The organism is Niabella soli DSM 19437 (assembly GCF_000243115.2).
GTDB classification, from domain to species: domain Bacteria; phylum Bacteroidota; class Bacteroidia; order Chitinophagales; family Chitinophagaceae; genus Niabella; species Niabella soli.
Map to the genome: position 1 here is coordinate 4671231 of NZ_CP007035.1, position 26113 is coordinate 4697343.

The window sequence follows — 26113 nt, forward strand, 5'->3', positions numbered from 1 at the left end:
ATGTTACCTTAAACACTATGACCCCTACTGCTCCTATGTGCCCGCCCCGACGACACGGACGGGATTTAAAATTAGTTTAAGCGATTTAGTTGTACAGAATGCACGAATGAAATATCCGGTAGTCTCTCTTGTATAAAAAGGGACACAAATCTAATACACCGTTGGCGCATATTTAGTCATTAAGAATATGGTAATGGCTTTATGCCTGATGGATCTCAATCTCTTATTATTTTTAATCCGGTAGTGCTCGTTTTTTAACTAATTGAAATTTAAACGGCCTCAGATTGTAACGACTTTCTTTGAGGTAATAATGCCGGTAAGTAGATTGAATTTATTCTTATACTCTTGGGAAATTTCTGTATAGTCGGGGCCGGTAAACAGTGCATTGCGTACAATAGGTACGCTAAAGGGGACGGGCCAGGCCCTCAACGCTTTTGCCACAGCATCCATCGCATTGATACCCTGCATCGCCTGTCCGCCATCTGCCCAGCACACCAGCCCGATCAGTTTATCGATCAGGTAGGGCTTTTCTTCCCGGGAACTCAGCTCCAGCCAATCCAGGCAATTCTTCATCACTCCCGTTAAGCTTCCGTGGTATAACGGCGTTAACCAGATATGTGCGTCGGCATGTCTAAAATGATTCAGCATCACTTCCACTCCTTTCGGTGTTTTACTCAGCGTATAATCGAATAGGGGAATGCCGGATTCCACCAGGTTGAAAATGGTTGCCTGTGCGCCCAGCGCTTCCAGGTGCTCTTTAAAATAGGCGGTTAGTTTTCCAGGGGTGGAAGCTTCTCTTCTGTCCAGTGAACCGTTTAAAATAAGTATATTCATTATTAATGACGCTCGTATAGTTAATTGGCTAAAGTTAACCCAATTCAATGACTTTTGTGGGGCCCAGTGTATCTAAAAAATTACTATCATGTGAAACAACAATAACAGTGCCTTCATAATTGTTGATTGCCTGCAGCAATATTTCCACATTCTGAATATCCAGGTTATTTGTAGGCTCATCCAGCACCAGCATATCCGGAGCCTGCGAACGAATCATCAGGCAGCATAGCAATAAGCGCATTTTTTCACCGCCGCTTAAGCGACTGCAGGGAGTATCCCATTGGGTTTTTGAAAAAAGAAAGCGGGTCAGCCGTATTTTTATTTCATGTTCAGTTAAACCATCCGTGTTGAATTGCTGTGCTTGCTCATACACTGTCAGCCGGGGATTGATAAGGGAATAATCCTGGTCGATATATACCGAATTGAAAGCTGCCCGGTACACCTGGCCGCTGTCGGGGGCCTGTTGCCCCAGCATCACTTTGATTAAAGTGGTCTTGCCCGACCCGTTATCACCCTTTATTGTCACCCGCTCTCCACTTTGCACCTGGAAAGTAACCGGCCGTTCCCACAACGGCTGCTGATGGTGCCGGATATTTATTCCCGTTGCCGTTACTAATATTTTTCCCCGGTGTAATAAAGAGTTGTCCAGGTTGAGTTTCATTTGAGCAAGCGCCTCCTGGTCCGCCCGCGATTGTTGCAACGCTTCGGAAAGGGTGCTGATTTTTTCCGAATGTGTATTCCTCAGTTTTGAAGTGCTTTTTTCAGCATTGCTGCGCAGGGTATTCAGCATAATCGTGGGAACGCCTGCCTTATCCTGTTTTTTGCGTCCTCTTGCATCCAGCTTTTGCTTGCGTTCGATGGCCTCGCGCTCAGTGGCCCTGGCTTTCCTCAGGTCTTTTTCCTGTGATTGTATCTTTTGCAATAAAGCATCGTCGGCGGCCTGTTTTTGTTTAATATAAAAATCATAATTGCCTCCGTATAGTTTTAACCCTTGCCGGCTCAAATCACAGGTAAACGGGAGCAGGTTTAAAAGCGTCCGGTCATGACTTACGATAAGCATTGTTTCTTTAGCAGATTGGATCGAATCATACAGTAATTTACGGCTGCGGCTATCCAGATGATTGCTGGGCTCATCCATAAGAACAATGTCAGGTTGATGAATCGCCATCCCGGCAAGAAATACCTTTGTTTTTTCGCCTCCGCTGAGAGCAGCCATTGGATGACTAAGATCGGACAGTTGCAGCCCCCAGGCGGAAAGCGCCTTCTGCGCTCTTTCTTCAATCGTCCAGTCTTCGTTCAAGGCATCTATATTCGATTCGCTGACATCGCCGGTAAGTATAGCATGCAATGCCACCAGTTTCTTATCGATCTGCAGTGCCCGGGCAATTGTCTGTTCATTATATTGTCCGAAATGCTGAGGGATATGATAGACCGCTACATCAGTACAAACCGCTCCTGACGTGGGTTGTAACTGCCCGGCTATTATTTTTAATAAAGTGGATTTGCCTGCACCATTGTTACCGATCAGGGCTGTCTTTTCCGATGGATTAAGGGTGTAGTGAATATTTTCAAAGAGTAATTCTTTGTTGGGGTGCTGGTAGCTGATATTTTGAAGCGTAAGCATAATTTCTTTTGTTAAACAGGGTTTGAGCAATGTTTTGTCTCATTCTAAAAGAAATTATTTGCTTCATCGGATAGTGTTTAAATGAAAAATCGACTGCAAAGGTACGATTTTTTTTAATAATGGCCAGAGACCTGCCCGACTCTGTCATTACGCTAAAGCTATTTTTGAGGTTTATAATAACGGTTCGCTGCAACCGAAAGCGGTAAGCCGATGCAAAGGATCAGGATAAGGAGACTGGTTGCGATGCTTGATGGCTTTGACGGGAACGTGCCGATCTGTGATAGGGGTACGATCACAAGGTTCATGACACACCAAACAAAACTGCCGTACAACACAGCGGTGATCCATTTGTTTTTATGGAGCAGGCCTACTTTAGGATAAATGAAAAAGAAGAACAGGGTAAAAAGTATCGCGATGCAGTAATGAAGCAAAAGCCCCAGCAGGTACATGGGCGCCTGCGACTCAAAAGCGCTTTTACCGGCAAGACCGCTGGCAATGTATTGCAGCACAAATAAAGGATTCCTTCCGGTAACAATATAAAAATGCAAAAAAGCGGCACTGATATCCAGCGTGCCGGCGAGTATGCCGGCTTTGATAATCGTACGGGTAAGAGGCTTCATAATGGCGTTTAGTTAAAAAATGGAAGGTAACTAAAATTACAAATTATATTCTGTATGTTGATTCTGTGAAGGTTGTTTATTTCTTACACCATTCTATTTGAATCGCCACAGGCGATATAATAAGACTGCGAAGCTGAAAGCCTCGCAGAGCGCGGGATTGCTAAGTTACAGCTTATATCATTTATGCAAGTCAATAGCCGGGAAGCCGGAAATACGGGAAAGTGTTGTTCTGCAACTGTGTCGGGTTTACCGCATCACCGCCTTCCCTGCTGATAAATACTTCTTAGTCGCCCCGCAGTTCTCAGTGTTTCTGTGCTTCAGTGGCAATGAAACTCTTTTGTATTAGAACGGATAACCAATACCAATATTGAAGATGAGGTTTTGCTTCCGCCATTTTGAATCGCCGAAATTTATCTGATCAAATACCCATCGTTGGCCGGCGGGAAGGTAAGGCTTGCGAAAAGGGGTGGCGAGGTCGAAACGCACAATAAATATTTTTGCATCTACCCTTAAGCCCAAACCACCACCCACCGCCATCTGGCTGAAAACATTGGAAAAGCGAAATTGTCCACCCGGCCGGCTCGTATCCTCTTTTGCCAGCCAGATATTTCCTGCATCGATAAAAGCAGCGCCCTGTATAACACTGAATAGTTTTGCTCTTAGCTCCGTATTCAGCATTACCTTAATATCACCTCCCTGGTCTGCAAAAAGATTAAGGCCATTGGCGTTTATATTAAAGGTGCCCGGCCCCAGGGAACGGGAGCGGAAAGCCCTGATATCATTACTTCCCCCGGCAAAGAATTGCCGAACATAAGGAAGCGAACTGCTGTTGCCATAAGGGATTCCATACCCGATATTCACCCGGTTGGCCCAGATGAGCCCCTTATTTATTTTATAATAATCCCTGAAATCCGCTTCTAAGCGTATAAACTGGTTGGTAGCGGTATTGAATAATCTTTTTACCCCATCAGAATCTTTCTTAAGAAAGGCGTTAATAAGATTGCCGGCCGTTTCAGCGGTTCCGGTAAACAGGAAATTGTTCCTTCGTGCCGTCTGCATTTGATTGGTGTAGGTGAACGTATAATTACTGCCTATGATAAACTGGTTCTCAAAATTATTCCGTAAGGAAGGCACCTGCTCCAGCATACGGTGGAAACTATCTGTTGTATTGGCGGTTCGTATATAGCTGATGGAAATAGGATTCAGTGTGTGCTCATTGAATTCATTGCCCTTCCAGATATAACCGATCTCTCCCTGACCGGAAAGCAGGGTATAATAATTACTCCGGTTGAGTAGCTGGCTCCCGATGGTGAAATGGGTTTTGGGCACATAAGCGTTGTGCGTGCCGGCATTAAAAAATACAAAACGGGGAACTGTTAGCCGGGCCTGTGCGCCCAGGGAATAGGAAGCAGAGCCCGAGGGCTGCCCGCTGAACTGTTTTTCAAACCCGCCAGACAGGCTGAGGTTGAGCTGTTCGGCGCCGTGAAAAAGATTTTTATTTGTATGTGTTATTTTTACTTCGGACCCCACAAAGTTGTTCGACTTACTGGTGCCGGTCAAAGAAAGGGAGAGCGCATTTTTTTTGGAAGAGGTTAGCAGAAAGTTCAGGTCCAGTTGGTCGTTCCCCGGAACGGAATCCACCGGGTTAAACTCGGCTTTTACAAAACGGAAAGTGCCGATATTGACCAGGCGGTTCAGGCTCAGGGAGTGATCGGTGCGGTTGTAACGGGCGCCTTTTTGAAAAAAGATCAGGTGCTCAAAAAGCGCGGGTTTATATAGCCGTGCCGGATCATAGATGGTATAATCCTTGAAGACAACAGGTGTTGCTTTTCGAATGAAGGAATCCCTGCGGAGCGAATAGTTGGGATAGATATCAATGTTCCGGATATAATAGGGATGCAGGGCCTCCAGGGGGGTATTGTTTTTTATTGTCAGATCCAGGTTGACCTGGTTGCTGCCAATGGTACTGTCTGCCCGGAATAATAAAAAGTCGGGGTTGAAATAAAAGTATCCTCTTTCTTTCAGCAGGTTGTCGATCCGTTCCCGTTCCTCCTTCATTTTATCCAGGTCGTAATAAGCTCCTGTTTTTACCAGTGTTTTGCCTCTGGCTGAATCGATAATGGCGGAGAGCTCGTTGGCGCCAGCATTTGGGAAATTTACCTGGTTAATGGTATACCTGGGGCCGGAATAGATCGTATAAACGACTTTCCCTTTTTTTTCTTCGGTAACGGCTTCGCCGGAACCATTGTTTTGCAGGAACCCTTTGCTGCTCATATAGCTGCGCAGGATGTTTACATTATTGACGATTTTTACCTGGCTCATCAGCACAGGTGGTTCTCCTAATTTGTATTTGATCCAGTATTTAAGACCCTTTTTCTTTTTGGGCTCCTTCACCATATTGTAGAAGGATAATTTATACCGCCATCCTAAAAGCTTTTTATTGGGCAGGGGCCTGATCCGTGCTTCCAGTTCATTCTGAAATGTTTTCTGATCTTTCACCGCCGGTGTATCGGGGTTTAGTTTCATAACGGGGCCGGTATACAGCACCTGTCCGGGTTGTAAATTACGGGTAGTACTGCAGGCCGCCGCCAGCACCACAAAGAGTAAAAGATATATCGACCTGTTTTTAATCATCTGTTTTGTTTTGCCGCTTACGGGATGGGTTTAGATTGGCGTCCGCATTATAGCGATTGCCTCTTTTTTTGAAGCTATTAAACACTTCGCGGAATTTATTGTATTCTACCACGATCATAAACCCGACACCGGTTTCAATGATTTGTCCTTCAATGATCCCTTCTGTCTGGTTGCGCCGGTAAGCCCTGAGGCGATACCTGCCGTCCCTGGAAAGCAGGTATTCTATATTTACATTGCTGGCCAGTTGTGAGGCGCCCTGGTTCTGACTGGTGCCTTCCAAATTAAAATTATTCCCGATGGTTACACTCAGCCGGTCATTCAGCAGCCGCTTAGTGAAGGCTACATTCAGATCTGTTTTTGTTTGCGCGCTGCCGGTGGTATAGTCCTGTTGAGAGTTAAGATCGAAGTTGATGTCGACACCTTTAATGAGGCTGGCCGCCAGGTTGTTTAATTGTTGGGTTAATAATTTACTGGCGCTCTGGCGGGCGATCATTTCCGGAGAGGCGCTACCGGCCAGGCTTTCAAACGGGTTGTCGGAGATAAACCGGTTCAGGGCCAGTAAGGCAAAGACCTGTTTGTTGAGCTCGCTTTCGCTGCTGTTCACCTGTTGCAGGCGGGTATATACCGTCCCGTTGAAAGCGTTCCGTTCGTTCTCCGGCATATCGATCCGGAAGCTTATTTTGGGCTTGAGCAGTTCCCCGCTCATATTCAGATATACATAGAAGGGGAGTTTCTGTTTGTACATCGTTCGCATACTGTTATCCATTTCGCCCAACTGGTCGGCTATCAGATCCATGGCCGAAGTGTTTACTTCATACATCGCGGTAATGTCCGTATTGGCTTCGGTGGGCGCACCCGTCCATTGTATACTGCTTCCCTGCTGGATCTTAAATTCGCGTTTTGCCAGGCCGCCTACGGTCAGGTTATAACTCCCGTCGGTGATCTCATATCTACCGGTAAGCGTCGTGCGGCCACTGGGGTCCATCTGCAAACTTAATGCCGCATCGCCTTTTACCTTTAATGCATCACCGTTTTGCGGATCAACCACGATGGTGATCTCCGCTTCTTTGTCAACGGAAAGATCGCCGGAAATATTCATCCCTTTTAATGGCGAACGGGTCAGGCTATCCACATTAATGGAATCACGCCCGTTAAAAGGCGGTGCATTTTTATCTACAAAAACAACCACTCCTTCCTGCGCTGCAACAGTGGGGTCGTCTTCAGGAATTACAAAAGTGAATTTGGTCCCTTTGTTAATTTTGGCTTGCAGATTGGCCGTTGGTTTATTCAGATCACCGGTGATGCGGGCGTTGATATTCACATATACTTTTCCGTAAAAAAGTTCATTGTCCGCTTCTGTGGAATTCATTACCCTGAAATTGTTGGCCCGGATGGAAAGATTAAACCCGGGGTTGGAATAATTAGAAGTGTTGATAGTGCCATTAATGGTCAGCGGCTGGTTGGCTGAATCGCGGATCGTGAAATTTTTAAAAGATAAACCTGATGGAGTAAAGTTGATTGTTTCGTTTTTTAGCTGATAATAGCTGTTGAGCTGCGTAATGTTTAGCCCTGCATCTTTAAAGGTAAGCGCGCCCAGCAGGGAGGGCTTACTCAAAGGCCCTTTTATGGTAAGGGCTCCTGTCAGCATACCCCTGCCATCCCTGACCTGGCCGCCCGACAAGCTCTCAATATGTTTCAGGTCGATCCTGTTTACCGCCACATTCAGATCCAGTGCGCTATTGGGCTTGGTGTAATAAAACCCGCTTATTTTAATGTCATGGATTCCGGTAAGTGCAATGTTTGTTTTAAAAGCATTCTCGGTGTTGTTGTCAACATTTATCTGTGCGTTGCCCAGCTCGTCTTTTTCATACCGCAGGTTTTCGATCCTCAGGTCCGATTCGAATTTTGGATTGGAGGCAATATCTTTTATGTCAATAGTGCCGTTCAGCTTTCCGCCAACGAGTGAAGTGTCCTGTTCTGCATACCTTGTTAAGGTTTCCAGCATGAAATTGGAAAACCGGATGTTGACCGGCGCATTAGGCTGGTCTGATAAACTATTGACGGCAAGCGACTGACCCTTATTGCTGATAGTGAAATTGTGAATGGAAACGCCCGCCTTGCCATATTGGATGCGGTTGTCCGGGGCCACCGTCCACGGGTCATAATTCAATAGTAACTTATGCGGATCAAGACTGAATTGGTAGGTCTGATCCTGGGCCTTAAAATTGCCGCCGACCATATATTTGTCCTGCTCTTTGCTGTCTCTTAAAAACAGGTTCACGGCAAGCATATTATGTGCTGCGTTACCACTTATCTCGGAATGATAAAAGCTGACGGAAGGGCTTTCCACGCTTTTAATGTTTAACGCATAATTAAGGGTGGCGGAATCTTTATTATTAATATTGAGGCTGATATTCTTTACGTCAAAACTGTCATAAACCATATGCGGTATATCGGCATTTAACAAAAGACTATCGGCCTGTGTGTTGATCAATCCATTCAAATTAACCGGGGATAAGGTGGTCAATGAAGGCACAAACTGTTGGATCAATGCGGGCTTTATAAGGGCCACCTGGAACTGCATCCGCTGCGGTGCGATCCTTTTTGTGGGTGCAAACTGATAGTATTTATTGATCTGGTTAATAAATGCCTGTCCGATCTGGGTGAGCTGGTAATTGCCATCCAGTTCTGCTGTAAGAAAATCGGAATACAGCGACAGATGATGATGGTCTTTTGTTGCAGCGGCAATAAGATTTAAGGTATCTACATTGTACACTTTGCCATTCGTTCCGATCTGTACGCTATTTAATAGGGCTGTTCCATTCAGGTTGTCGGGGTCGGCGGAACTGAAATCTACCGTTGCCAGCCCGCTAAGCTTTAGTTCCTCTTTATAAAAATTCAGCTTTTGAAGATCCAGGCGTTTCAGATCCACGGTGCCTTTAATGGAGGGCGACTTTCCCGCCAATCCTATTTTAGTATCCAGCGTAAAATGCGCATTGGTATCGGCACTGGCTGCGTTTAAGACCAGGTTGTTGGGTGTATAGGAGCCATTGAGTTTAATGTCGCGGTAATCATATTTGTTGTATTGTGCATGAGCAATGGTGCCGTCTATTTTTGCATTTATTTTTTTGGGGTTCAGGCTTTGCCCGTTAACAGTGGCCAATAAAGATACCCGGCCCAACTGATCCTGTTGTTTTAATAAACGCCCGAGGTTAAACTCCGAAAGCTGCAGGTTCGCGCGGTAGCGCTCGCGGTCTTTAGGACCACTCAGCGCCGCCTGTACTTTTGCATTGCCCATATCGGTTTTGATGTTCAGGGCGGTGGTAAAATTCGCCATGCTCCCATTGAAGTTCCCGGCTGCCGCAATAGTACCGGGCAGCTCAATAGATGTTGGCAAAGCGGATTTTGGAACGAATGCCCGCAAGTCTGTTTTTGAAGTTTGTAATTTTTTTATGTTCAGGTTAAAAATGCTTTTGTTCACGTCGGGCAGGCCCCTGATATGTCCCGCAACATCAATAGCGGTGTTTTGCAAACCCGCTGCCTGCAGTTTATCAATCGTTAAATTATTGAGATAACCGCTAAAAGCCGCTGCCAGGCTGATGCGCTGGCTTCTTTTATCTGCCGGGATCATGGGTGATAAATAATAAAGATCCTGCAGGCCAATGATGGTGTTACGGAAAGCTATATCCATCTTTACCTTTTCCGGATGTTTGGTAAGGTCATCCTTTGAAGTGTAAGTGAGCAGACTGTTATTATCAATTTGCGTGAAAGGAGTTTTCAGCATCAGACCATCGACTTTTATTTGCTGGTCCGTGTAGGCTATAGCTCCTTTGAGATCGTTGATTGTAAAACCACTGCTATCTTTAAGTTTACCCGCGGCGATGGTTGCTTTTATGCCTGCACTGTCGATAGCTATTGTATTACCGGTTAATCCCAGGCCTGTTATATTGAGGTGATTGAAATCTACATGCCCGGGCGTAGGTTTTGCCGAAAGATCGTCGTACTTTATCGTATTATTCGCCAGGATAATTTTATTTAAATACAGACTGAAGGCATTGTCGCTGGTGCTGTCGGCAGCGGCCTTCACCGCTTGCTGATTGGCCGGGGTAGGGCGGTAGGCAAAGTTGACGATCGAATTGTGCAGCAACGCATCGGAAGACTGGTACCGTCCATGGGTAAGATCGATCAACAAGTCTTTTAAAGTAAACTCATTCAAACCTAACAAGGCACGGGTATCTGAAAGTCCGTCGTTATAAACAAGGTTTACTTTATTGAGCGCCAGGTTACCGAATTCGATCAGCGGCAATTGACCACTCTTTTTTCCCTCTGTTTTTTGTATGTTGGAATCAATATGCTGTTGCAATACCGTTAGCGGTTTGTTTTGGTAATAATGCAGGTCGGAATTGCTGATGCTCAGATCGGCTAAGGTGTAAAGCATCTGGTCCGGGTCAAAAGTTTTTACCCTGGCGTTCAAATGGCCAAGGGAAAGCCCCGCATCATTGCCGGCTACATCATCTTTAAAATTGATCCGAATGTCGCGGAAAGTAATTTTGTCCAGTTTGAATTTTAATGCGGCCGTAGTGTCTTTTTTTTCTTCTTCCTTCGTTTTTTTCTGGTCCGATAATAATGAATCCACAAGGAACTGGTAGTTGAAAACCGTATCTGGATTTAACCGGCGCACATACGCCCGCACCGTATCAAGTTCGATGGAGCTTATCTCCACCCGATTAGAAAGGAGGGCGATCATATCAAGGTTTACGCCCAGTTTCCCCGCATACAGCAAGGTGTCTTTTTTCTGATCGGCTATATAAAATTTATTAAGCTCCAGATCTTTCGGGAAGCCGATGCGGATCCGCTCCAGGCTGATCTCCGTGTTCGTTTTCTTTTTAAGATAATTGATCACCTTACCTTTAATGAAATCCTGTACGAACGGTAAATTGAGAGATAGCACCAACAGCACAACGAGCACCATAATACTTATGATTACCCGTAGCGTTATTCTGAGTCCTTTTTTTACTGTTTTGTTCAAATGGTTACCGCTTATCTGATAAAGTAGAGTTCATTATCCGGTGATTCTGCAAACCTAATAGATTTCTCTTTCTTTTGGATAGAATCCGGGGCTTAATTTGCTCAAAATCACAGCAAATAGGAAGGGGGAAAGTTCCGTATCTTAGCTATATTATGAAACGAAAGATTGGCTTTTCCTTTTTGCTGTTATGTGTTACATTTTTTTCTTCGCGCGCTCAGGTTGCCTTAACGCCAGAACAAAGGGTTCAATGGTTTTCTGATGCGCGTTTTGGAATGTTTATTCATTGGGGGCTTTACAGCGCTGCCGAAGGAATATGGAAAGGTGAACGCTTACGTAACGGCAACAACTATGCCGAATGGATCCGTTACCGCAACCGTATCTCAAAGGAAGACTACGGAACGCTGGCGAACCGGTTCCAATGGGATAAAATTAACCCCGAAGCATGGGTATTGCTTGCGAAAAATGCAGGCATGAAATATATTATTATCACCGCCAAGCACCATGATGGCGTTGCCATCTGGAATTCCAAGGCCAGCGATTATAACCTTAGCAAACTAGGCCATACCAACCGGGATGTGATAAAAGAGCTGGCAGCAGCCTGTAAGAAACACGGCATGAAACTGGGTTTTTATTATTCGCATTGGCTGGATTGGGAACATCCTTACGGATGGGATCATAACAAAGCTATAACCGGCCCGGTTACCGATGCACAGTACAATCAATACTGGCAGGAGAAAGTGATGCCGCAGTTGCGGGAGTTGCTAACCAACTATGGCGATATTGCGGTGCTTTGGTTTGATATGTGGTTGAATTATAAGAATACGATCGTTAAAAAAGAGCAACTGGAACAAGTGATAAAACTGGTGCGGGCGTTGCAGCCCGGCTGCCTGATCAATTCGCGCCTGGGATTGCCTTCGGATACACCCGGCATTGATTTTGAAACATTGGGCGATAATCAGTTTGGTGCGGTGTATAAAGAGCATCCCTGGGAAACAGCGGGCACCATTGCGCATAGCTGGGGCTATAATGCTTTGGAGAACCAATGGAAATCGACCAGCCAGTTATTACAATCGCTGATCGGGAATGTAAGTCTGAATGGCGATTTTACCCTGAACATCGGTCCGCGCGCAGACGGTTCGGTTCCCTATGAAGGGATCAACCGGTTAAATGATATGGGTAAATGGCTGAAAAAAAACGGGGAGTCAATATATGGATGCACCGGGCTGAACCTGAGACCGGGTCAGCATGACTGGGGGCGCATTACCACAAAAATGAATGGTACGAAACAGATGGTGTACCTGCAGGTGTATAACTGGCCGCTGGATCAGGTATTGAGACTTACAGGCATTTTATCGAAGCCAGAGAAAGCGGAACTGCTGACCGATGCGGGGAGAAAGCCCTTGCCCTTCACACAGAATGGTCCGCTAACGCATATTCAGTTGCCTGATAAAGCCGGGGATAACTTTGTATCTACTATAGTATTGCAATATGCGCTGCCCCTGAAACTGGATGAAGAAGTGGCAGCAGAATCCAGCTTCGGTGGATGCTCCTTAAATAGCGAAAACCTATGGGAGAATGCGCCTCAATATAAACAGGTAAAATATGATGGCTTAAAGCCCACCCATCGCGTTATCAACAAACCCGGCCGTATTGCCTGGGAATTTTATGCACCCGAAGCAGGCGTTTATAGTGTGGACCTGTCTTATCATAATGCTTCTCAGGAAAAGGTCGCCGTTACAGTAAATGTAAGTAACCAGGATCTTGTGAAGGAATTAGGGCCAACCGGGAAAGTGGTTGTAGAACCGAACGACAGTAATACCGATGAATTTGCAGAGGAGCGTATCGGGACGATTTCTATTCCTCAAAAAGGATTTTACCAGGTGGTATTGAAAGCAGATCCGAAAGCCGGACAGTCGTTGCTTTTTAACCGCATCTGGATAATAAAAAAATGAGCATTATTGTACCAATAATAAATGTAAGGCCCTTAAGAATAGAGGGTCATTAAGCTGGTTTAACTGCGAGAGTGAAGGCGCAGGGAAAGATTTGTCAATGTTTTTTGTCGCCGGAGGCGACAGAATAAGGCTGCGAGGCGAAGGACGCCTCGCAGAGCGGTAGTCGCACCAGTCCTACGAGTCCCACCCGGTTTTGTGGGACAAAGGAGACTTGAGGGGGCAAGCATTTTTTACACAGCACCTGCCGCCAGATGCACTGCAGTACAAGTGAGTGACACAACGATGCCGGGTCGTGCACTGCAGCCACCCCAATAAAAATCAGTATTCAAATTTTCTTAGCTTCGGCGCCTTGAACCAGGTGGTGGTTACTACCGCGATGGTCATGCAACCGCCAAACAAGACGGACGGAATAACACCCACGAGCTTTGACATGAGTCCGCTTTCAAACTGGCCCAGCTCATTGCTGCTGGTAACAAACATACTGCTGACGCTGCTGACCCGCCCCCGCATATTATCCGGCGTAAGCAACTGCATAACGGTGCCCCTTACCACAACACTCACACCATCCAGGATGCCGGATAACATCAATGCAAAAAAGGACAGGAAAAACCATTTGGAAAGTCCGAACAGGATAATGCAACAACCGTAGCCGGCTACTGCCAGCAACATTTTTCTTCCCTGGGCTTTTTTCATGGGGAAGAGGGTAAGGATGAGCACAATAACGATAGAACCTATGTCGGACGCGGCATTCAGCCATCCGAAGCCAATAGGGCTTATTTTAAGGATATCACTGGCAAACACGGGGATCAGCGCTGCAGCGCCCCCAAACAATACGGCAAACATATCCAGCGCCATGGCCGCCAGCAATGCCTTTGTTCTCATAACAAAGCGCAGGCCTTCTTTTACACTGTCCCAGGTTTTTTTCTCTGCATTTTCTTTATGAGGCGGTTTGGGTTTTAAACGGGTGAGCACCAGAAAGGCAATGCCTATAAAAAGAGCAATGACCGAAAAAGTATGGTTAATACCTACCCAGGCAATTAAAAAACCGCCGAGGGCATGCCCCGTTACAGAAGCCGATAGCCAGGTGCCCTGGTTCCAGGTAGTGGCGTTTTGCAGCAGGTGCCGCGGCACAATCGTGGCGATCATGGAAGACAGAGACGGTCCTACGAATGACCGCAGGATACCGGTAAAGAAAAAAGTTCCGTAAATAAACCAGGTAATATGCTGCGTGTGCAGCAAACTGCCGGCTTTGGCCGACGAAAGAAATAATAAAAAACAGGCGGCCAGAAAATAACCGGCAACAGATTGTAATAATAATTTCTTTTTATCACGGATATCTACCCGGTGGCCGGAATACAGCGCAAGGGATAAAGCAGGGATCACTTCCGAAAGCCCGATAAGCCCGATGGCGAAGGGATCTTTGGTCAGTTGGTAGATCCACCAGCCTACAACCGTTGTGATCATGCGCATGGCGCACACAAACAAGAAGCGGCCGGTCATGAGGTTTTTATATTCGGGAATACGCACCGCTGCCAGCGGGTCGTCTGTTACCTGTACTACGGGTTGTTGATCGGCTTCCATTCAGGGTGCAAAGGTAGGGTATGGTAGTGAAATGGGGGTAAGCCGGGCGATGGATGTATAAATTGGGCTGATCATTCGTACGTTGATTTTATGAATTAAAAAGATCTGTGTGAATTTGCGGGCCACACCCACTTTCTAGCTATCCTGGACATTCGCGTTTATTTAAAATAAAATGCTCCAATAGATTATTCATTCGTGTATTCGTGGCTGCTTTTGGATTTATACGTTCAGCCCTCCAGCGATATCGGGTGCAGTCCGGGAGTATAAATTTTGTTCAGCGCATCAACAATAATAGTAAGATGCCGGTCGTTGGTGATGAAATCGGCGTTGGACGCATCAACAAACAATATGGGAAAGGGCAACTGTTTGATATACTGAAGGTAGGTTTCCTGTATACTTTCAAGATAAGCGTCAGGAATTTGCTGCTCGTAATTGCGGCTTCTTTTCTTTATGTTCTCTTGCAATTTTTTTACCGGGGCATGCAGGTAAATGAGCAGTTGCGGTTGTATCAGTTGTTGTTGCACAATGTCAAATAAGCGCTGGTACAGTTTATATTCATCTTCCGAAAGCGTTACTTTGGCAAACAGCAATGATTTGGTAAAAAGATAATCGCTTACCGTTAGCTGCTGGAACAGGTTTTTTTGCACCAGCAGATCCTGCAATTGTTTATAGCGCTCTGCCATAAAGAACAATTCCAGTGGAAAAGCATATTGCTGTGGGTTCTGGTAAAATTTGGGCAGGAAGGGGTTGTCGGCAAATTCCTCCAGCACCAGCCGCGCATTGTAAATCTTACTCAATGCCGTGGTCAGCGTGGTTTTGCCCGCGCCGATATTGCCTTCTATCGTAATAAAATCATAACGCATACAGAAGGGGTGCAAGGTAAAGACTAAGCGCTTGTCTAAAAATTATATTTTATGAATAAAGCTCCTGCAGATAAACGTAACCTCTTCACATTTGACTCCCGATAACTATCGGGATGACATTTCACGATTAACATAACACCGGCTCAACTATTTGTCACCTTTTTTACCGGAGAAGTATCGGTAGTTGCTGCCAATAATTCGTGAATGGATTTATTTAACTGAGGATGGATGAGGTCCGGGGCTATCTCTTCCAGCGGCGCCAGCACAAATCTTCTTTCCGTTATTCTCGGGTGCGGGATTGTGACCGCCGGGGTATCGCAGACAATAGCTCCGTAGAATAAAATATCGATATCAATGATCCGCGGGCCGTAGCGTTCTTGGCGAATGCGGCCCATAGTGGTCTCGATCTTTAAAATAACGGTCATTAGTTGCTCCGGAGTTAAAGTGGTTTCAATCCGGAGCGCCTGGTTATAAAAATCAGGCTGGTCCGTCAGGCCCCAGGCCGCTGTTTCATAGATCGCTGATCTTTTTATGATGGCACCCGCTTCTTTTTCAATATGCCGGCGCGCCCGGCCCAGGTTTTCCTGCCGGTTACCTAAATTTCCTCCTATTAATAAATATGCGGGGTTCATTGCTTGTTTATAGCCGCCAAATATCTTTAATTTTGGCTTTTTAATCAAAGGGTCGCTTAATTTTAATTCGATATGCGTTCATTTCTTAAAATTTTTCTTGCAACACTGCTGGCATTGGTGGTATTTAGCCTTATAGCATTTTTCTTTATTGCAGGGATGGCGGGCAGCGCCGTATCCAGCTCGATGCCAGTGCTTTCAGAAAAATCGGTGTTGAAGATTGACCTGGCCGATGCCTATGTTGAACTCCCGCAAAGCGATCTGCAAAGTATGGTACAGTCGCAAAAACTGGAAGAAACGCCTTCGCTGTACGATTTTATCCGGTTGATAAAAAAAGCGAAAACCGATGAGAAAATAAAAGCAATCTACCTTGTGGCCAACGGCAATGTAAATGGCTTTGCTTCGAGCGAAGAGATGCGCCGGGCCCTGGAAGATTTTAGAAAATCGGGGAAACCGGTTATTGCCTATGGAAATACCATGACTCAAAAAGCGTATAGTGTCGCAAATGTGGCCGACAAGGTATATGTAAGCCCCGCGGGCGCTTTTGAATGGGTGGGCTTCAGGGTAAGCTACCTATTTTTAAAGGGTGCACTGGATAAACTGGATATTCGGCCGCAAATATTTTATGCAGGCAAATTTAAAAGCGCCACAGAACCATTACGGGCGGAAAAAATGACCGAGGCGAACCAACTGCAAACTTCTGTTTGGCTGAACGACCTGTATGGGGATTTTTTACAAAAGACCGCCACTGCCCGAAAACTGGATACGGCAAGCCTGCACCAATGGGCCAATACGGGAGTGATCACTACGCCACAGGTTGCGGCCGGATATAAACTGATTGATGGCGTGCGCTATGACGATCAGCTTCAGACCGAGCTGAAGAAAACACTTAAGATCGATAGCAGTAATAAAATTAATTTTATCAGCATGGGGCAGTATGCCCGTCTGCATACCAACCTGGGAGGGAGTGGCGATAAGATCGCGCTGATCTACGCTGCGGGTAATATTGTTGACGGCAACAAACAGGAAGGGGTCATTTCTGATGGCGAATATATAGACCTGTTGCGCAAGGCAAGGCTGGATCAATCAATAAAGGCCGTTGTGGTGCGCGTTAACTCCGGTGGGGGAAGCGCATTGGCAAGTGATAATATCTGGCGCGAAATGAAAATGGCAAAAGCGGTGAAGCCGGTAATCGTGAGTTTTGGAGATGTAGCGGCATCCGGCGGGTACTATATGTCCTGCGCTGCGGATAGTATTTTTGCATTGCCCAATACGATCACGGGGTCTATCGGCGTATTTGGTATCATCCCGGACATTAGCGCTTTTATGAAAAATAAACTGGGCGTGACCTTTGACGGGGTAGGCACCGGGCCGTTGGCAAATGCCGGGGCTGCAGACCATCCGATGACTCCGCAGGAACAAAAGATCGTACAGGGATCTATTGAACGGGTGTATGATCAGTTTAAAGCACGTGTTGCGGAAGGCCGGAAAAAAGATACGGCCTATGTGGAAACAATCGCCCAGGGCCGGGTGTGGACGGGCTTCCGGGCGAAGGATATCGGGCTGATCGACCGCTGGGGCGGATTACAGGATGCAATAAATGCCGCGGCCCGGATGGCAAAACTTTCGGAATTCCGGGTAAAAGAATATCCCAATTATAGTTCACTGCTGGAACGTATTTTAAGAATAAAAAATAATGGCGACGCCGAATCGATGGTTAAAAATGAGTTGGGCAGCGAATATGCACGGGTGTATCAGCAATTAAGAACAGTTAAACAAATGACCAACAGCGTACAGGCACGGCTGCCCTTTGAATTTTTTATTAATGCACAACAATGAGTTTAAACAGTTGCTGCAATTGTATATCCGGCATCCGGCATCGAGTATCCAATATCCATATTCCAAATCCAGTTCTAAATGAAATATAGTCAGTCAAGGGCATTGTGGGCCATTACAAAAGCGAGCTTTAAGGCCATCTTCAGTCAGCCCTCTTCCATTTTTTTCAGTTTATTGTTTCCCATCGTTTTCATCCTCATCTTCGGTGCCTTTGGCGATAAAGCGCCCACGCCTTCAAAGATCGCGATCGATCCGTCGAGCGATACGCTGAATGCTTTGTTCGACAGCATTTCAAAAAGCACGTCGGTTACAATTGTTACCTACCCCGACACCGCTTCGCGGAACAACGACCTCCGCAAAGGCAAACTGGATGCGGTGGTGTTTATTCCAAAAGCAGGTGACAGCAGCCTACCCCGGCGGGTGCTGCTGCAATCGAGCGAGGCCGGCGGTGGTGCAGTCTACCGGCTGATGCGCTCTTTCGATTACCTGGCATTAAAAGCGGAACTGGCCGATGCAAAGCTCAATAGGGAATACCAGTTTGTGCCCGAAATAGTTCCCGGGAAAAAATACCGGACTATCGATTTTGTATTGCCCGGGCAGTTGGGATTTTCTGTTTTGTTTTCAACCTTGTTTGGGATCGCCTTTATTTTTTTTAATCTCAGGGAGCAACTGGTGTTAAAACGGTTCTATGCTTCACCGGTAAGAAAAATAAATATTCTTATAGGTATCGGCACCAGCCGGTTGTTTTTTCAACTGATCAACGTAGTGGTGCTCATCCTTTTTGGACATTTCTTTTTAAGCTTCACGCTGGTGCATGGGGCGCTTACTTTTTTTGAAATGTTGCTATTATCCGTGGTGATGTTATTCTTACTAATGGGTGTAGGGCTGATCATCAGTAGTATAGCCAAAAATGACACCATGATCCCCTTAATGATTAACGTATTTGGGTTTCCTCAGATTTTGTTGTCGGGAACTTTTTTCCCGATTGATGTATTTCCTAAATGGATGCAGACCCTCTGCGAGCTGCTGCCCCTTACACAGTTTAATGATGCCATGCGCAAGATATCCTTTGAAGGGCTGCATTTATACGACTGCTGGAAGGAATTGGGATACCTGGGTGTCTGGATAGTGGGCACCTATTTAATTGTATCCCGGATCATGCGGTGGGAATAAGAAATTGGAAATTAGAAATAAGTAAGGGTATAGATTATGAAATATGTGCGGCTTTTAATTATTAGTGTTATTGCTTTTTTGGTGGTCATCAGCGGGGTGACGGCGTTGTTGCCTTCGCAAGTGAAAATATCCCGGGCGGCGAATCTGAATGCCCGGGGTGATTCCGTTTTAAATTATATTAATGATCTCTCCAAATGGAAATACTGGTACCCGGGGTTCGATACGCTGCAATTAGAAAACACAGGGATGCAGAACGGAAAGACCGTAACGGCCACGGTAAAAAATATCCGGCTGCGCATCATCGCCAGCAATGATTCATTGGTGACTGTTGAAATGAAAAAAGGAGCCCAGCCGGTTTATAACAGTTGGCGGCTGATCCATTATCCGTCTTCTGATTCAGTAACGCTTCAGAATTATATGGACTTCCATTTTAAATGGTACCCGTGGGAGCGCTTTGCCGGCTTGTTGCTCGATCGTTCCTACGGACCGCTTATGGAGCAGGGGTTGAAGAATTTGAAGAATGTTGGTGTTGCTGATAAATAGGGCTTGTCTGCCGGGTTATGAATGCTTAACGCGGAACGCTCAATGCACAACGCCAATAAAGCATTATGCGTTCCGCCTTAAGCGTTAAGCATGCAACTATTGACCATTAACTATTCAATGTCGTTTCCTTAAGCTTTCAAAACGGACCTTTTTGTAGCCCCTGCAAAGGACAATATAACATCTTTTGCAAAGTTCGATTACTAATACTGTCTTTTCATTTTATTGATAACTTCATTCTATTTTGTTTCTTCTCTTACTTTTTTTTCCGATCAATCGGGAATAAAAAAGTAAGCAATCCCGAATCTTTCGCATGGGCGTCAAGTTAAGCGCGGCATTCAATCTGCCGGAACTGCAACTATACCAGCAGTTGAGCCATTTTCGCTCCGCTAGGAGCGTTGTGTTTATAGTAATTGCAATGGTATTTGTGCTGGCTCCGGTAGGACGCCCCCTGTTTACGCGGCACCTGACGGAGCCGATGCGCTGCGTAGATGATCATGAATACTATAAACACTCGGCGCTTACAGCGCCTGAATCGTGTTCCTTATCTTGAAGCGTATGCGAATCTTTCGGGACTCTTTCCGCCGGAAGGTGAATTCACTGCCTGGCGTAAATCCTTCTAAGTAACATCTGTTTCAGAATGTTCGACTGTCCGTTCAGATGCTTTCTTTCCAAATTTGAAAACATCAAAAAAAACGAATACTAAATATTATTGAACCCATGTCCTTTTACATTACTTATTCAATATTCCTTATTTTACATTCTCGAGAATCCGCCTAAGGAAACGGCATTGCTTGACTATTGCCTATTGACTTCTCACTATTAACTATTCACTTCTCCCTTATTAACTTCAAATTCCGCTGCAACCCTTTCAACTTTGTTCTCTTAACAGGCGAATGTTTAAAGATCTTCCGGAACTGCTCTTCGGAAAAGCTTTCCCATTCTTTGCTGGAAAGATTCAGGATCTGTGGCAGTGGCTCAAAAGCCGCTTCCTGCGTGGGTTTGCTGAAGCGGTTCCAGGGGCATACGTCCTGGCAGGTATCACAGCCAAAAGCCCAGTTCTCAAACTTCCCTTGCATTTCGGCGGGAATAATACTGTCTTTCAGTTCAATGGTGAAGTAGGAAATACACCGGCTGCCATCGATTATTTTACCGGGTAAAATGGCATTGGTCGGACAAGCATCTATGCAGCGGGTACAGGTGCCGCAGAAATCTTTAGTGTAAGGGGAATCATATTCCAGCTCGAGGTCGGTGATCAGGGTGGCTATAAAATAAAAAGAGCCGGAATCCTTCGTAAGTAGGTTGCCGTTCTTCCCGATCCAGCCCAGCCCGCTTTTTTGGGCCCAGCTGCGTTCCAGTACCGGGGCCGAATCTACAAATCCCCTGCCATTCACAGCGCCTATCTGTTCATTAATAAAGGATAATAAGGCGTTGAGTTTGGCGCGTATCACCTCATGATAGTCGTTCCCGTAAGCGTATTTGGCTATTTTAGCCCCGTCTGTTTGCTGAAGCTGCTGGGGAAAATAATTCATCAAAAGCGTGATCACCGATTTTGCCCCGGGAACCAGCCGGGAGGGGTCGATGCGCAGGTCGAAATAGTTTTCCATATATTTCATGGTACCATGCATGCCGCGGGATAACCATTGCTCCAGCCGGCGGGCATCATCATCCAGCTTTTCGGCTTTGGCAATGCCACAGTAGTCAAAGCCCAGTTCTTTGCTAACTATTTTAATATGTTGCGTGGCATTCATCGGGTAAAATTACTTGTTGTTGATTTAAAATTGAACTTGTTTGTATTTTTAAATCTAACCACATAGAATTATGATTGTGGAAAGAGGAACAAAAATAACATCAGTTATGTGGGGTTGTCTCAAAAGTGCTATTCGGCCGGGAAGCCGCTGAGACGGTAAGTCAAAGGCATCCGCATTTCCGACTTCCCGGCATTGATTTGCTTCTGGCTTTTGATACAGCCACATCTATGTAGCCTTGAGCACTATGACCTCTATTGAATCTATGTGGTTTAAATTTTGTTTCAACAACTTCTTTACCTTAGAGAAAACTTTTTGTATGCCACGATTAGGTCTTGCATTTTTTATTTTGATCCACTGCTTTTGTATCAAAAGCAGCGCCCAGCAGCTCACTGATCAACAATTGAAGCACCAGGGGCAATATGTAATGGTGATCCATGGCGGGGCAGGCACCATTTTGCGATCCAGCATGACGCCTGAAAAAGAAAAAGCCTATCGTACTGCTTTGGAAGCAGCACTGAAAGCGGGATATCAGAAGATCAACGCCGGAAGCTCCAGCCTCGATGCGGTTCAGGCGGCAATTACGATGCTGGAAGACAACCCGTTGTTTAATGCAGGTAAAGGTGCCGTATTTACGCACGACGGGAAAAATGAACTGGATGCCGCCATCATGGATGGGAAAAGCCTGAAGGCAGGAGCGGTTGCCGGCGTTACAGTTATAAAGAACCCGATCATGGCCGCAAGAGCGGTGATGGAACGGTCGGAGCATGTAATGCTGATCGGGAAAGGCGCGGAGCAATTTGCAAAAGAATGTGGGCTCACCATCGTTGACCCGAAATACTTTTACACTGAAGACCGCTGGAAAGGCCTGCAAAAAGCCATTGAGGAAGAAGCTGAAAAAAATAAACGGGGAAATGGCTATAATCCTCCCGGAACGGGTTACCCCGATTATAAATTTGGAACGGTGGGCGCTGTAGCGCTGGACAAAGACGGTAACCTGGCCGCGGGCACCTCCACCGGGGGCATGACCAACAAGAAATTTGGCCGGGTGGGGGACTCGCCTATTATCGGGGCGGGTACTTATGCAAATAACAAAACGGCAGCAGTGTCCGGCACCGGCTGGGGCGAGTTTTTTATAAGAAATGTGGTGGCGTACGATCTGTCGGCGTTGATGGAATATAAAGGACTTACGGTGCGTGATGCGGGGGAGCAGGTCATAAAAAAAGTAGGAGCGATGGGTGGCGACGGCGGATTGATCGCCCTTGATCAAAAGGGCAACGCCGCCATGCCTTTTAATACGGCGGGAATGTACCGGGGAACCATAACAAAAGACGGGACCATTGAGATTTATATTTATAATGAATAAGCTGCTATTTTTTCATAAAACATTTAGTATGACTGAATTATAGTCAGTTTAGGTTAGTAAAATCTGACAAAATTTCTGATATTCCCGGCCTGGATTTTGATTTGATAGATAGTTGTAAGTTTTGGGTTTATATAAAACAAATAATGGTATAACTTCAAACTGAAAACAACAATATCAAACAATAAATTATGAATCTAGGAAATTTTACAATTAAAGCAGCGGAGGCATTTCAACAGGCCCAGCAGTTGGCCTTTAATGCAAAGAATCCGAATATAGAAGTGGAACATATTTTAAAAGCATTATTAGACCAGGAAGACTCCCCGGTGGATTTCCTGCTGAAGAAAAATAATGTTACTGTAAATCTGGTTCACACAAAACTGGATGAACTGTTAAGCAAACTGCCCACAACCAATGGCGAACCGGCCCAGCAAATAAGCCGGGACGCCAATAACGTTGTTTTAAGAGCGGGTGCCGATCTGAAACAATTTAATGATGAGTTTGTGACTCCGGAGCATTTACTTCTGGCCATAGTTCAGGGAAATGATGCCGTTGCCCGGTTACTGAAAGATGCGGGACTTACAGAAAAAGGACTGGTAACCACCATCAAAGAACTGAGGCAAGGCGGCACGGTGTCTTCTCAAACACAGTCGCAGGAGTTTAATGCCCTGAACAAATATGCAAAGAACCTGAACGAGCTGGCGCGCCAGGGTAAACTGGACCCCGTTATCGGTCGTGATGAAGAGATACGGAGGACCTTACATATTTTAAGCCGCCGCACAAAAAATAATCCCATTTTGGTAGGAGAGCCGGGTGTGGGTAAAACGGCAATAGTGGAAGGGCTGGCACACCGGATCATCAATGGCGATGTGCCCGAAAATTTAAAGTCCAAGATCATTTACGCTTTGGATATGGGGCTGCTGATCGCAGGGGCCAAATACAAAGGAGAATTTGAAGAGCGTTTGAAGGGGGTGGTAAAGGAAGTAGGCGGAAGCGATGGAGAAATTATATTGTTCATCGATGAAATTCATACGTTGATTGGCGCCGGTGGTGGCGAGGGCGCTATGGATGCCGCTAATATATTGAAGCCCGCCCTGGCACGCGGTGAGTTAAGAGCTGTAGGGGCCACTACCTTAAATGAGTATCAGAAATATTTTGAGAAAGATAAGGCCCTGGAACGCCGCTTCCAGCGGGTAATGGTGGATGAGCCCTCGGTGGAAGACGCGATCTCCATTTTGCGGGGTTTGAAAGATAAATATGAAACCCACCACCATGTACGCATTAAAGATGAAGCGATCATTGCCGCAGTGGAATTGTCGCACCGGTATATAACCGACCGTTATCTTCCGGATAAAGCTATTGACCTGGTGGATGAAAGTGCCGCCAAGCTGCGGCTGGAAATGAATTCCATGCCCGAAGAGCTGGATCGCCTGAACCGGCATATCCGTCAGTTGGAGATCGAAAGAGAAGCAATTAAACGCGAGAACGATAAGGATAAATTAAAACAGTTGAATACCGATATAGCCAATTTATCGGTGGAGCGGGATACGCTGAAAGCCAAATGGCAGGAAGAAAAGGAGCTGGTGGAAAAAATTCAAACCGGAAAGGCGACTATCGAGGATCTTAAAGTAGAAGCAGAGAAGGCTGAGCGTAATGGCGATTATGGTAAGGTAGCGGAAATACGCTATGGGAAAATAAAAGAGGAAGAAGCGAAGATCAGCCAACTTTCGCAGGAGCTGGATGATACCAAGCAAAGCCGTTTGGTAAAAGAAGAAGTGGATGCAGAAGATATAGCCGAGAGCGTATCAAAAGCGACGGGGATCCCCGTAAATAAAATGCTGGAAAGCGAGCGCGAAAAATTGCTGCACCTGGAAGAGCATTTGCACCAGCGCGTGGTGGGCCAGGAAGAAGCGATTACCGCTGTTGCGGATGCTATCCGGCGCAGCCGGGCAGGCTTAAGCGATCCCCGGAAACCGATCGGGTCTTTTATTTTCCTGGGTACAACAGGTGTGGGTAAAACAGAGCTGGCAAAGGCCCTGGCCGAATATTTATTTGATGACGAAAGTATGATGACCCGCATCGACATGAGCGAATACCAGGAAAAACATACGGTCAGTCGTTTGGTGGGGGCGCCTCCGGGATATGTGGGCTATGATGAAGGCGGACAATTAACGGAAGCCGTGCGCAGAAAGCCTTACAGCGTGGTACTGCTGGATGAAATTGAAAAAGCAAATCCTGATGTATGGAACGTATTATTGCAGGTGCTGGACGACGGCCGGCTTACCGATAATAAAGGCCGGGTGGTGAACTTTAAGAATACCATCATCATCATGACCAGCAATATCGGCAGTCATATTATACAGAATGCTTTTGAAAATGTAACGGAGAAAAATGTAGAGGAAGCTACGGAAAAAGCAAAGGTAGAAGTGATGAGCCTGCTGCGCGAAACCATCCGGCCGGAATTTCTGAATCGTGTGGATGAGATCATTATGTTCCATCCGTTACTGAAGAAGAACATTAAAGAAATTGTAAAGATCCAACTGGATGGGTTGAAGAAGCTGGTGGCTGAAAATGGCATCCAACTGGAGTTCAGCGATTATGCGCTGGAATATTTGGTGGACCAGGGCTATGATCCGCAGTTTGGTGCCCGTCCTTTAAAAAGGCTGATCCAGAAGGAAATTGTAAACCAGTTAAGCCGCAGAATATTGCAGGGCGATCTGGATCGGTCTAAACCGGTATTGGTGGATGTATTTGATAATAACGTGGTGTTCAGGAATGATACCAAGGCGGCGTAATCGTTTTAGGATCTTAATGTTGGGGCGCAAAACTTTGCGCCTCTTTTTTTTGCGCAACGCCCCCTTAATAGGGACCTGAAATTTCAGGCCCCTTCGTTATGTTTTAATTATTATATGGTTGATAATCAATTATATATAATAAATCAAATTTTATTCCAAACAAAATGGGGGCCGGATAAAAAAAAAAATTATCTTCGACCAATTTTCTAAAAATTTTGTTGTATTTATGTATTGATTTTTAGAAGATTAAAGCCCTCCCAAACCAAATAAATGATTTAATTGTATGAGTGTCAAAAAGGAAATTGAAGAAATAATTGAACCAAAGGACGTTTTTGTGGGGAAGAAAGACGCCCCTGTTACATTAATGGAATTTGGGGAATATGAAAGTGAAGAGTGTGCCAAGGCGAACGAGATCGTTAAGCAGGTGCTCGAAAACTATGAAGGGTCCGTTAAATTCAATTTTCGTCATTTCCCCCAAACCCGGATCCATCAGCGAAGCTTAAAAGCTGCGGAGTCCGCCATAGCTGCGGCGCAGGAAGGTAAGTTTTGGGAAATGCATAATGTATTATTTCAGAACAGGAGAAATCTGGGCACCACGAGTCTTAAGCTCCACTCCAAAGATGCAGGTGTAAAAAACAAAAATTTTTTAGAAGAGCTGGTTAACGGAACTTACGGCTGGCAGGTGCAGGATGATTTAAAATATGGGTTGGATCTGGGGGTAAAGGAAGTGCCCACCTTTTTTGTAAACGGCGCAATGATAAAAGGAAAAACCACTTATGCGTTGCTGAGCAGTGCCATAGATGAAGCATTGAAAGGCGCCCAAAAAAAAGGCCGCTACAAAAACCAAAGCCAAGCCAAAAGCCGCTTCTAAAACGGCAGCAAAGGCTAAAGA

General features: G+C 45.8%; 16 protein-coding genes. 7 read left to right on the plus strand and 9 right to left on the minus strand.

Annotation, left to right across the window (positions count from 1 at the left end; all coding sequences use genetic code 11):
* Nucleotides 1-279: 279 nt before the first annotated feature.
* From NIASO_RS19435 to NIASO_RS19455, 5 genes are all read right to left on the minus strand, one after another.
* Entirely contained in the window at nucleotides 280-834 is a 555-nt protein-coding gene (locus NIASO_RS19435; protein WP_008582434.1) for an NADPH-dependent FMN reductase, read from the minus strand.
* 34 nt (nucleotides 835-868) lie between these two features.
* On the minus strand, nucleotides 869-2458 hold the full coding sequence (locus NIASO_RS19440) for an ABC-F family ATP-binding cassette domain-containing protein (RefSeq protein ID WP_008582432.1): 1590 nt from the start codon (nucleotides 2456-2458) through the stop codon (nucleotides 869-871).
* A 158-nt stretch (nucleotides 2459-2616) separates the two neighbouring features.
* The gene (locus tag NIASO_RS19445; protein ID WP_008582430.1) at nucleotides 2617-3078 is read right to left on the minus strand and encodes a hypothetical protein; all 462 of its coding nucleotides are present in this window, start codon (nucleotides 3076-3078) and stop codon (nucleotides 2617-2619) included.
* Nucleotides 3079-3420: 342 nt separating this feature from the next.
* Nucleotides 3421-5712: a translocation and assembly module lipoprotein TamL gene (tamL, locus tag NIASO_RS19450; RefSeq protein ID WP_008582428.1), complete on the minus strand. Its 2292-nt coding sequence runs from the start codon at nucleotides 5710-5712 to the stop codon at nucleotides 3421-3423.
* Nucleotides 5705-10741: a translocation/assembly module TamB domain-containing protein gene (locus NIASO_RS19455; protein WP_025299168.1), complete on the minus strand. Its 5037-nt coding sequence runs from the start codon at nucleotides 10739-10741 to the stop codon at nucleotides 5705-5707. The genes tamL and NIASO_RS19455 overlap by 8 nt, the downstream gene beginning before the upstream one ends.
* Before the next feature lie 152 nt (nucleotides 10742-10893).
* On the opposite strand from NIASO_RS19455, the gene NIASO_RS19460 reads away from it, so the two are divergent.
* Nucleotides 10894-12693, plus strand: a complete 1800-nt coding sequence (locus NIASO_RS19460; RefSeq protein ID WP_025299169.1) for an alpha-L-fucosidase — start codon at nucleotides 10894-10896, stop codon at nucleotides 12691-12693.
* A 318-nt stretch (nucleotides 12694-13011) separates the two neighbouring features.
* Here NIASO_RS19460 and NIASO_RS19465 read toward each other — a convergent pair whose 3' ends face one another.
* The 3 genes from NIASO_RS19465 to folK form a co-directional block, all read right to left on the minus strand.
* Nucleotides 13012-14274 (minus strand): MFS transporter, encoded by a 1263-nt coding sequence (locus NIASO_RS19465; protein ID WP_008582423.1) that lies wholly within the window; start codon nucleotides 14272-14274, stop codon nucleotides 13012-13014.
* A gap of 227 nt (nucleotides 14275-14501) precedes the next feature.
* Complete coding sequence (locus NIASO_RS19470) at nucleotides 14502-15137, minus strand: deoxynucleoside kinase (protein ID WP_008582421.1); 636 nt, start codon at nucleotides 15135-15137, stop codon at nucleotides 14502-14504.
* A 143-nt stretch (nucleotides 15138-15280) separates the two neighbouring features.
* Complete coding sequence (gene folK / locus NIASO_RS19475; protein WP_025299170.1) at nucleotides 15281-15769, minus strand: 2-amino-4-hydroxy-6-hydroxymethyldihydropteridine diphosphokinase; 489 nt, start codon at nucleotides 15767-15769, stop codon at nucleotides 15281-15283.
* Nucleotides 15770-15841: 72 nt separating this feature from the next.
* Here folK and sppA point away from each other — a divergent pair, with 72 nt between their 5' ends.
* The 3 genes from sppA to NIASO_RS19490 all read left to right on the plus strand — a co-directional run bounded on the left by sppA (nucleotide 15842) and on the right by NIASO_RS19490 (nucleotide 19318).
* A complete protein-coding gene (gene sppA / locus NIASO_RS19480; protein WP_008582418.1) occupies nucleotides 15842-17605 on the plus strand; it encodes a signal peptide peptidase SppA in 1764 nt (587 codons plus the stop codon).
* A gap of 78 nt (nucleotides 17606-17683) precedes the next feature.
* On the plus strand, nucleotides 17684-18775 hold the full coding sequence (locus NIASO_RS19485; RefSeq protein ID WP_008582416.1) for an ABC transporter permease: 1092 nt from the start codon (nucleotides 17684-17686) through the stop codon (nucleotides 18773-18775).
* A gap of 36 nt (nucleotides 18776-18811) precedes the next feature.
* Nucleotides 18812-19318 carry an SRPBCC family protein gene (locus tag NIASO_RS19490; protein WP_008582415.1) on the plus strand — a complete coding sequence of 169 codons (507 nt, stop codon included), beginning with the start codon at nucleotides 18812-18814 and terminating at the stop codon, nucleotides 19316-19318.
* Between the two features lie 827 nt (nucleotides 19319-20145).
* Here the strand turns inward: NIASO_RS19490 and queG are convergent.
* Nucleotides 20146-21066, minus strand: a complete 921-nt coding sequence (gene queG, locus NIASO_RS19500) for a tRNA epoxyqueuosine(34) reductase QueG (RefSeq protein WP_008582412.1) — start codon at nucleotides 21064-21066, stop codon at nucleotides 20146-20148.
* Between the two features lie 316 nt (nucleotides 21067-21382).
* On the opposite strand from queG, the gene NIASO_RS19505 reads away from it, so the two are divergent.
* The 3 genes from NIASO_RS19505 (at nucleotide 21383) to NIASO_RS19515 (ending at nucleotide 26092) form a co-directional block, all read left to right on the plus strand.
* Entirely contained in the window at nucleotides 21383-22429 is a 1047-nt protein-coding gene (locus NIASO_RS19505; protein ID WP_008582410.1) for an isoaspartyl peptidase/L-asparaginase family protein, read from the plus strand.
* 188 nt (nucleotides 22430-22617) lie between these two features.
* A complete protein-coding gene (clpB, locus tag NIASO_RS19510; protein WP_008582408.1) occupies nucleotides 22618-25221 on the plus strand; it encodes an ATP-dependent chaperone ClpB in 2604 nt (867 codons plus the stop codon).
* A gap of 283 nt (nucleotides 25222-25504) precedes the next feature.
* A complete protein-coding gene (locus NIASO_RS19515; protein WP_008582406.1) occupies nucleotides 25505-26092 on the plus strand; it encodes a DsbA family protein in 588 nt (195 codons plus the stop codon).
* Nucleotides 26093-26113: the final 21 nt, after the last annotated feature.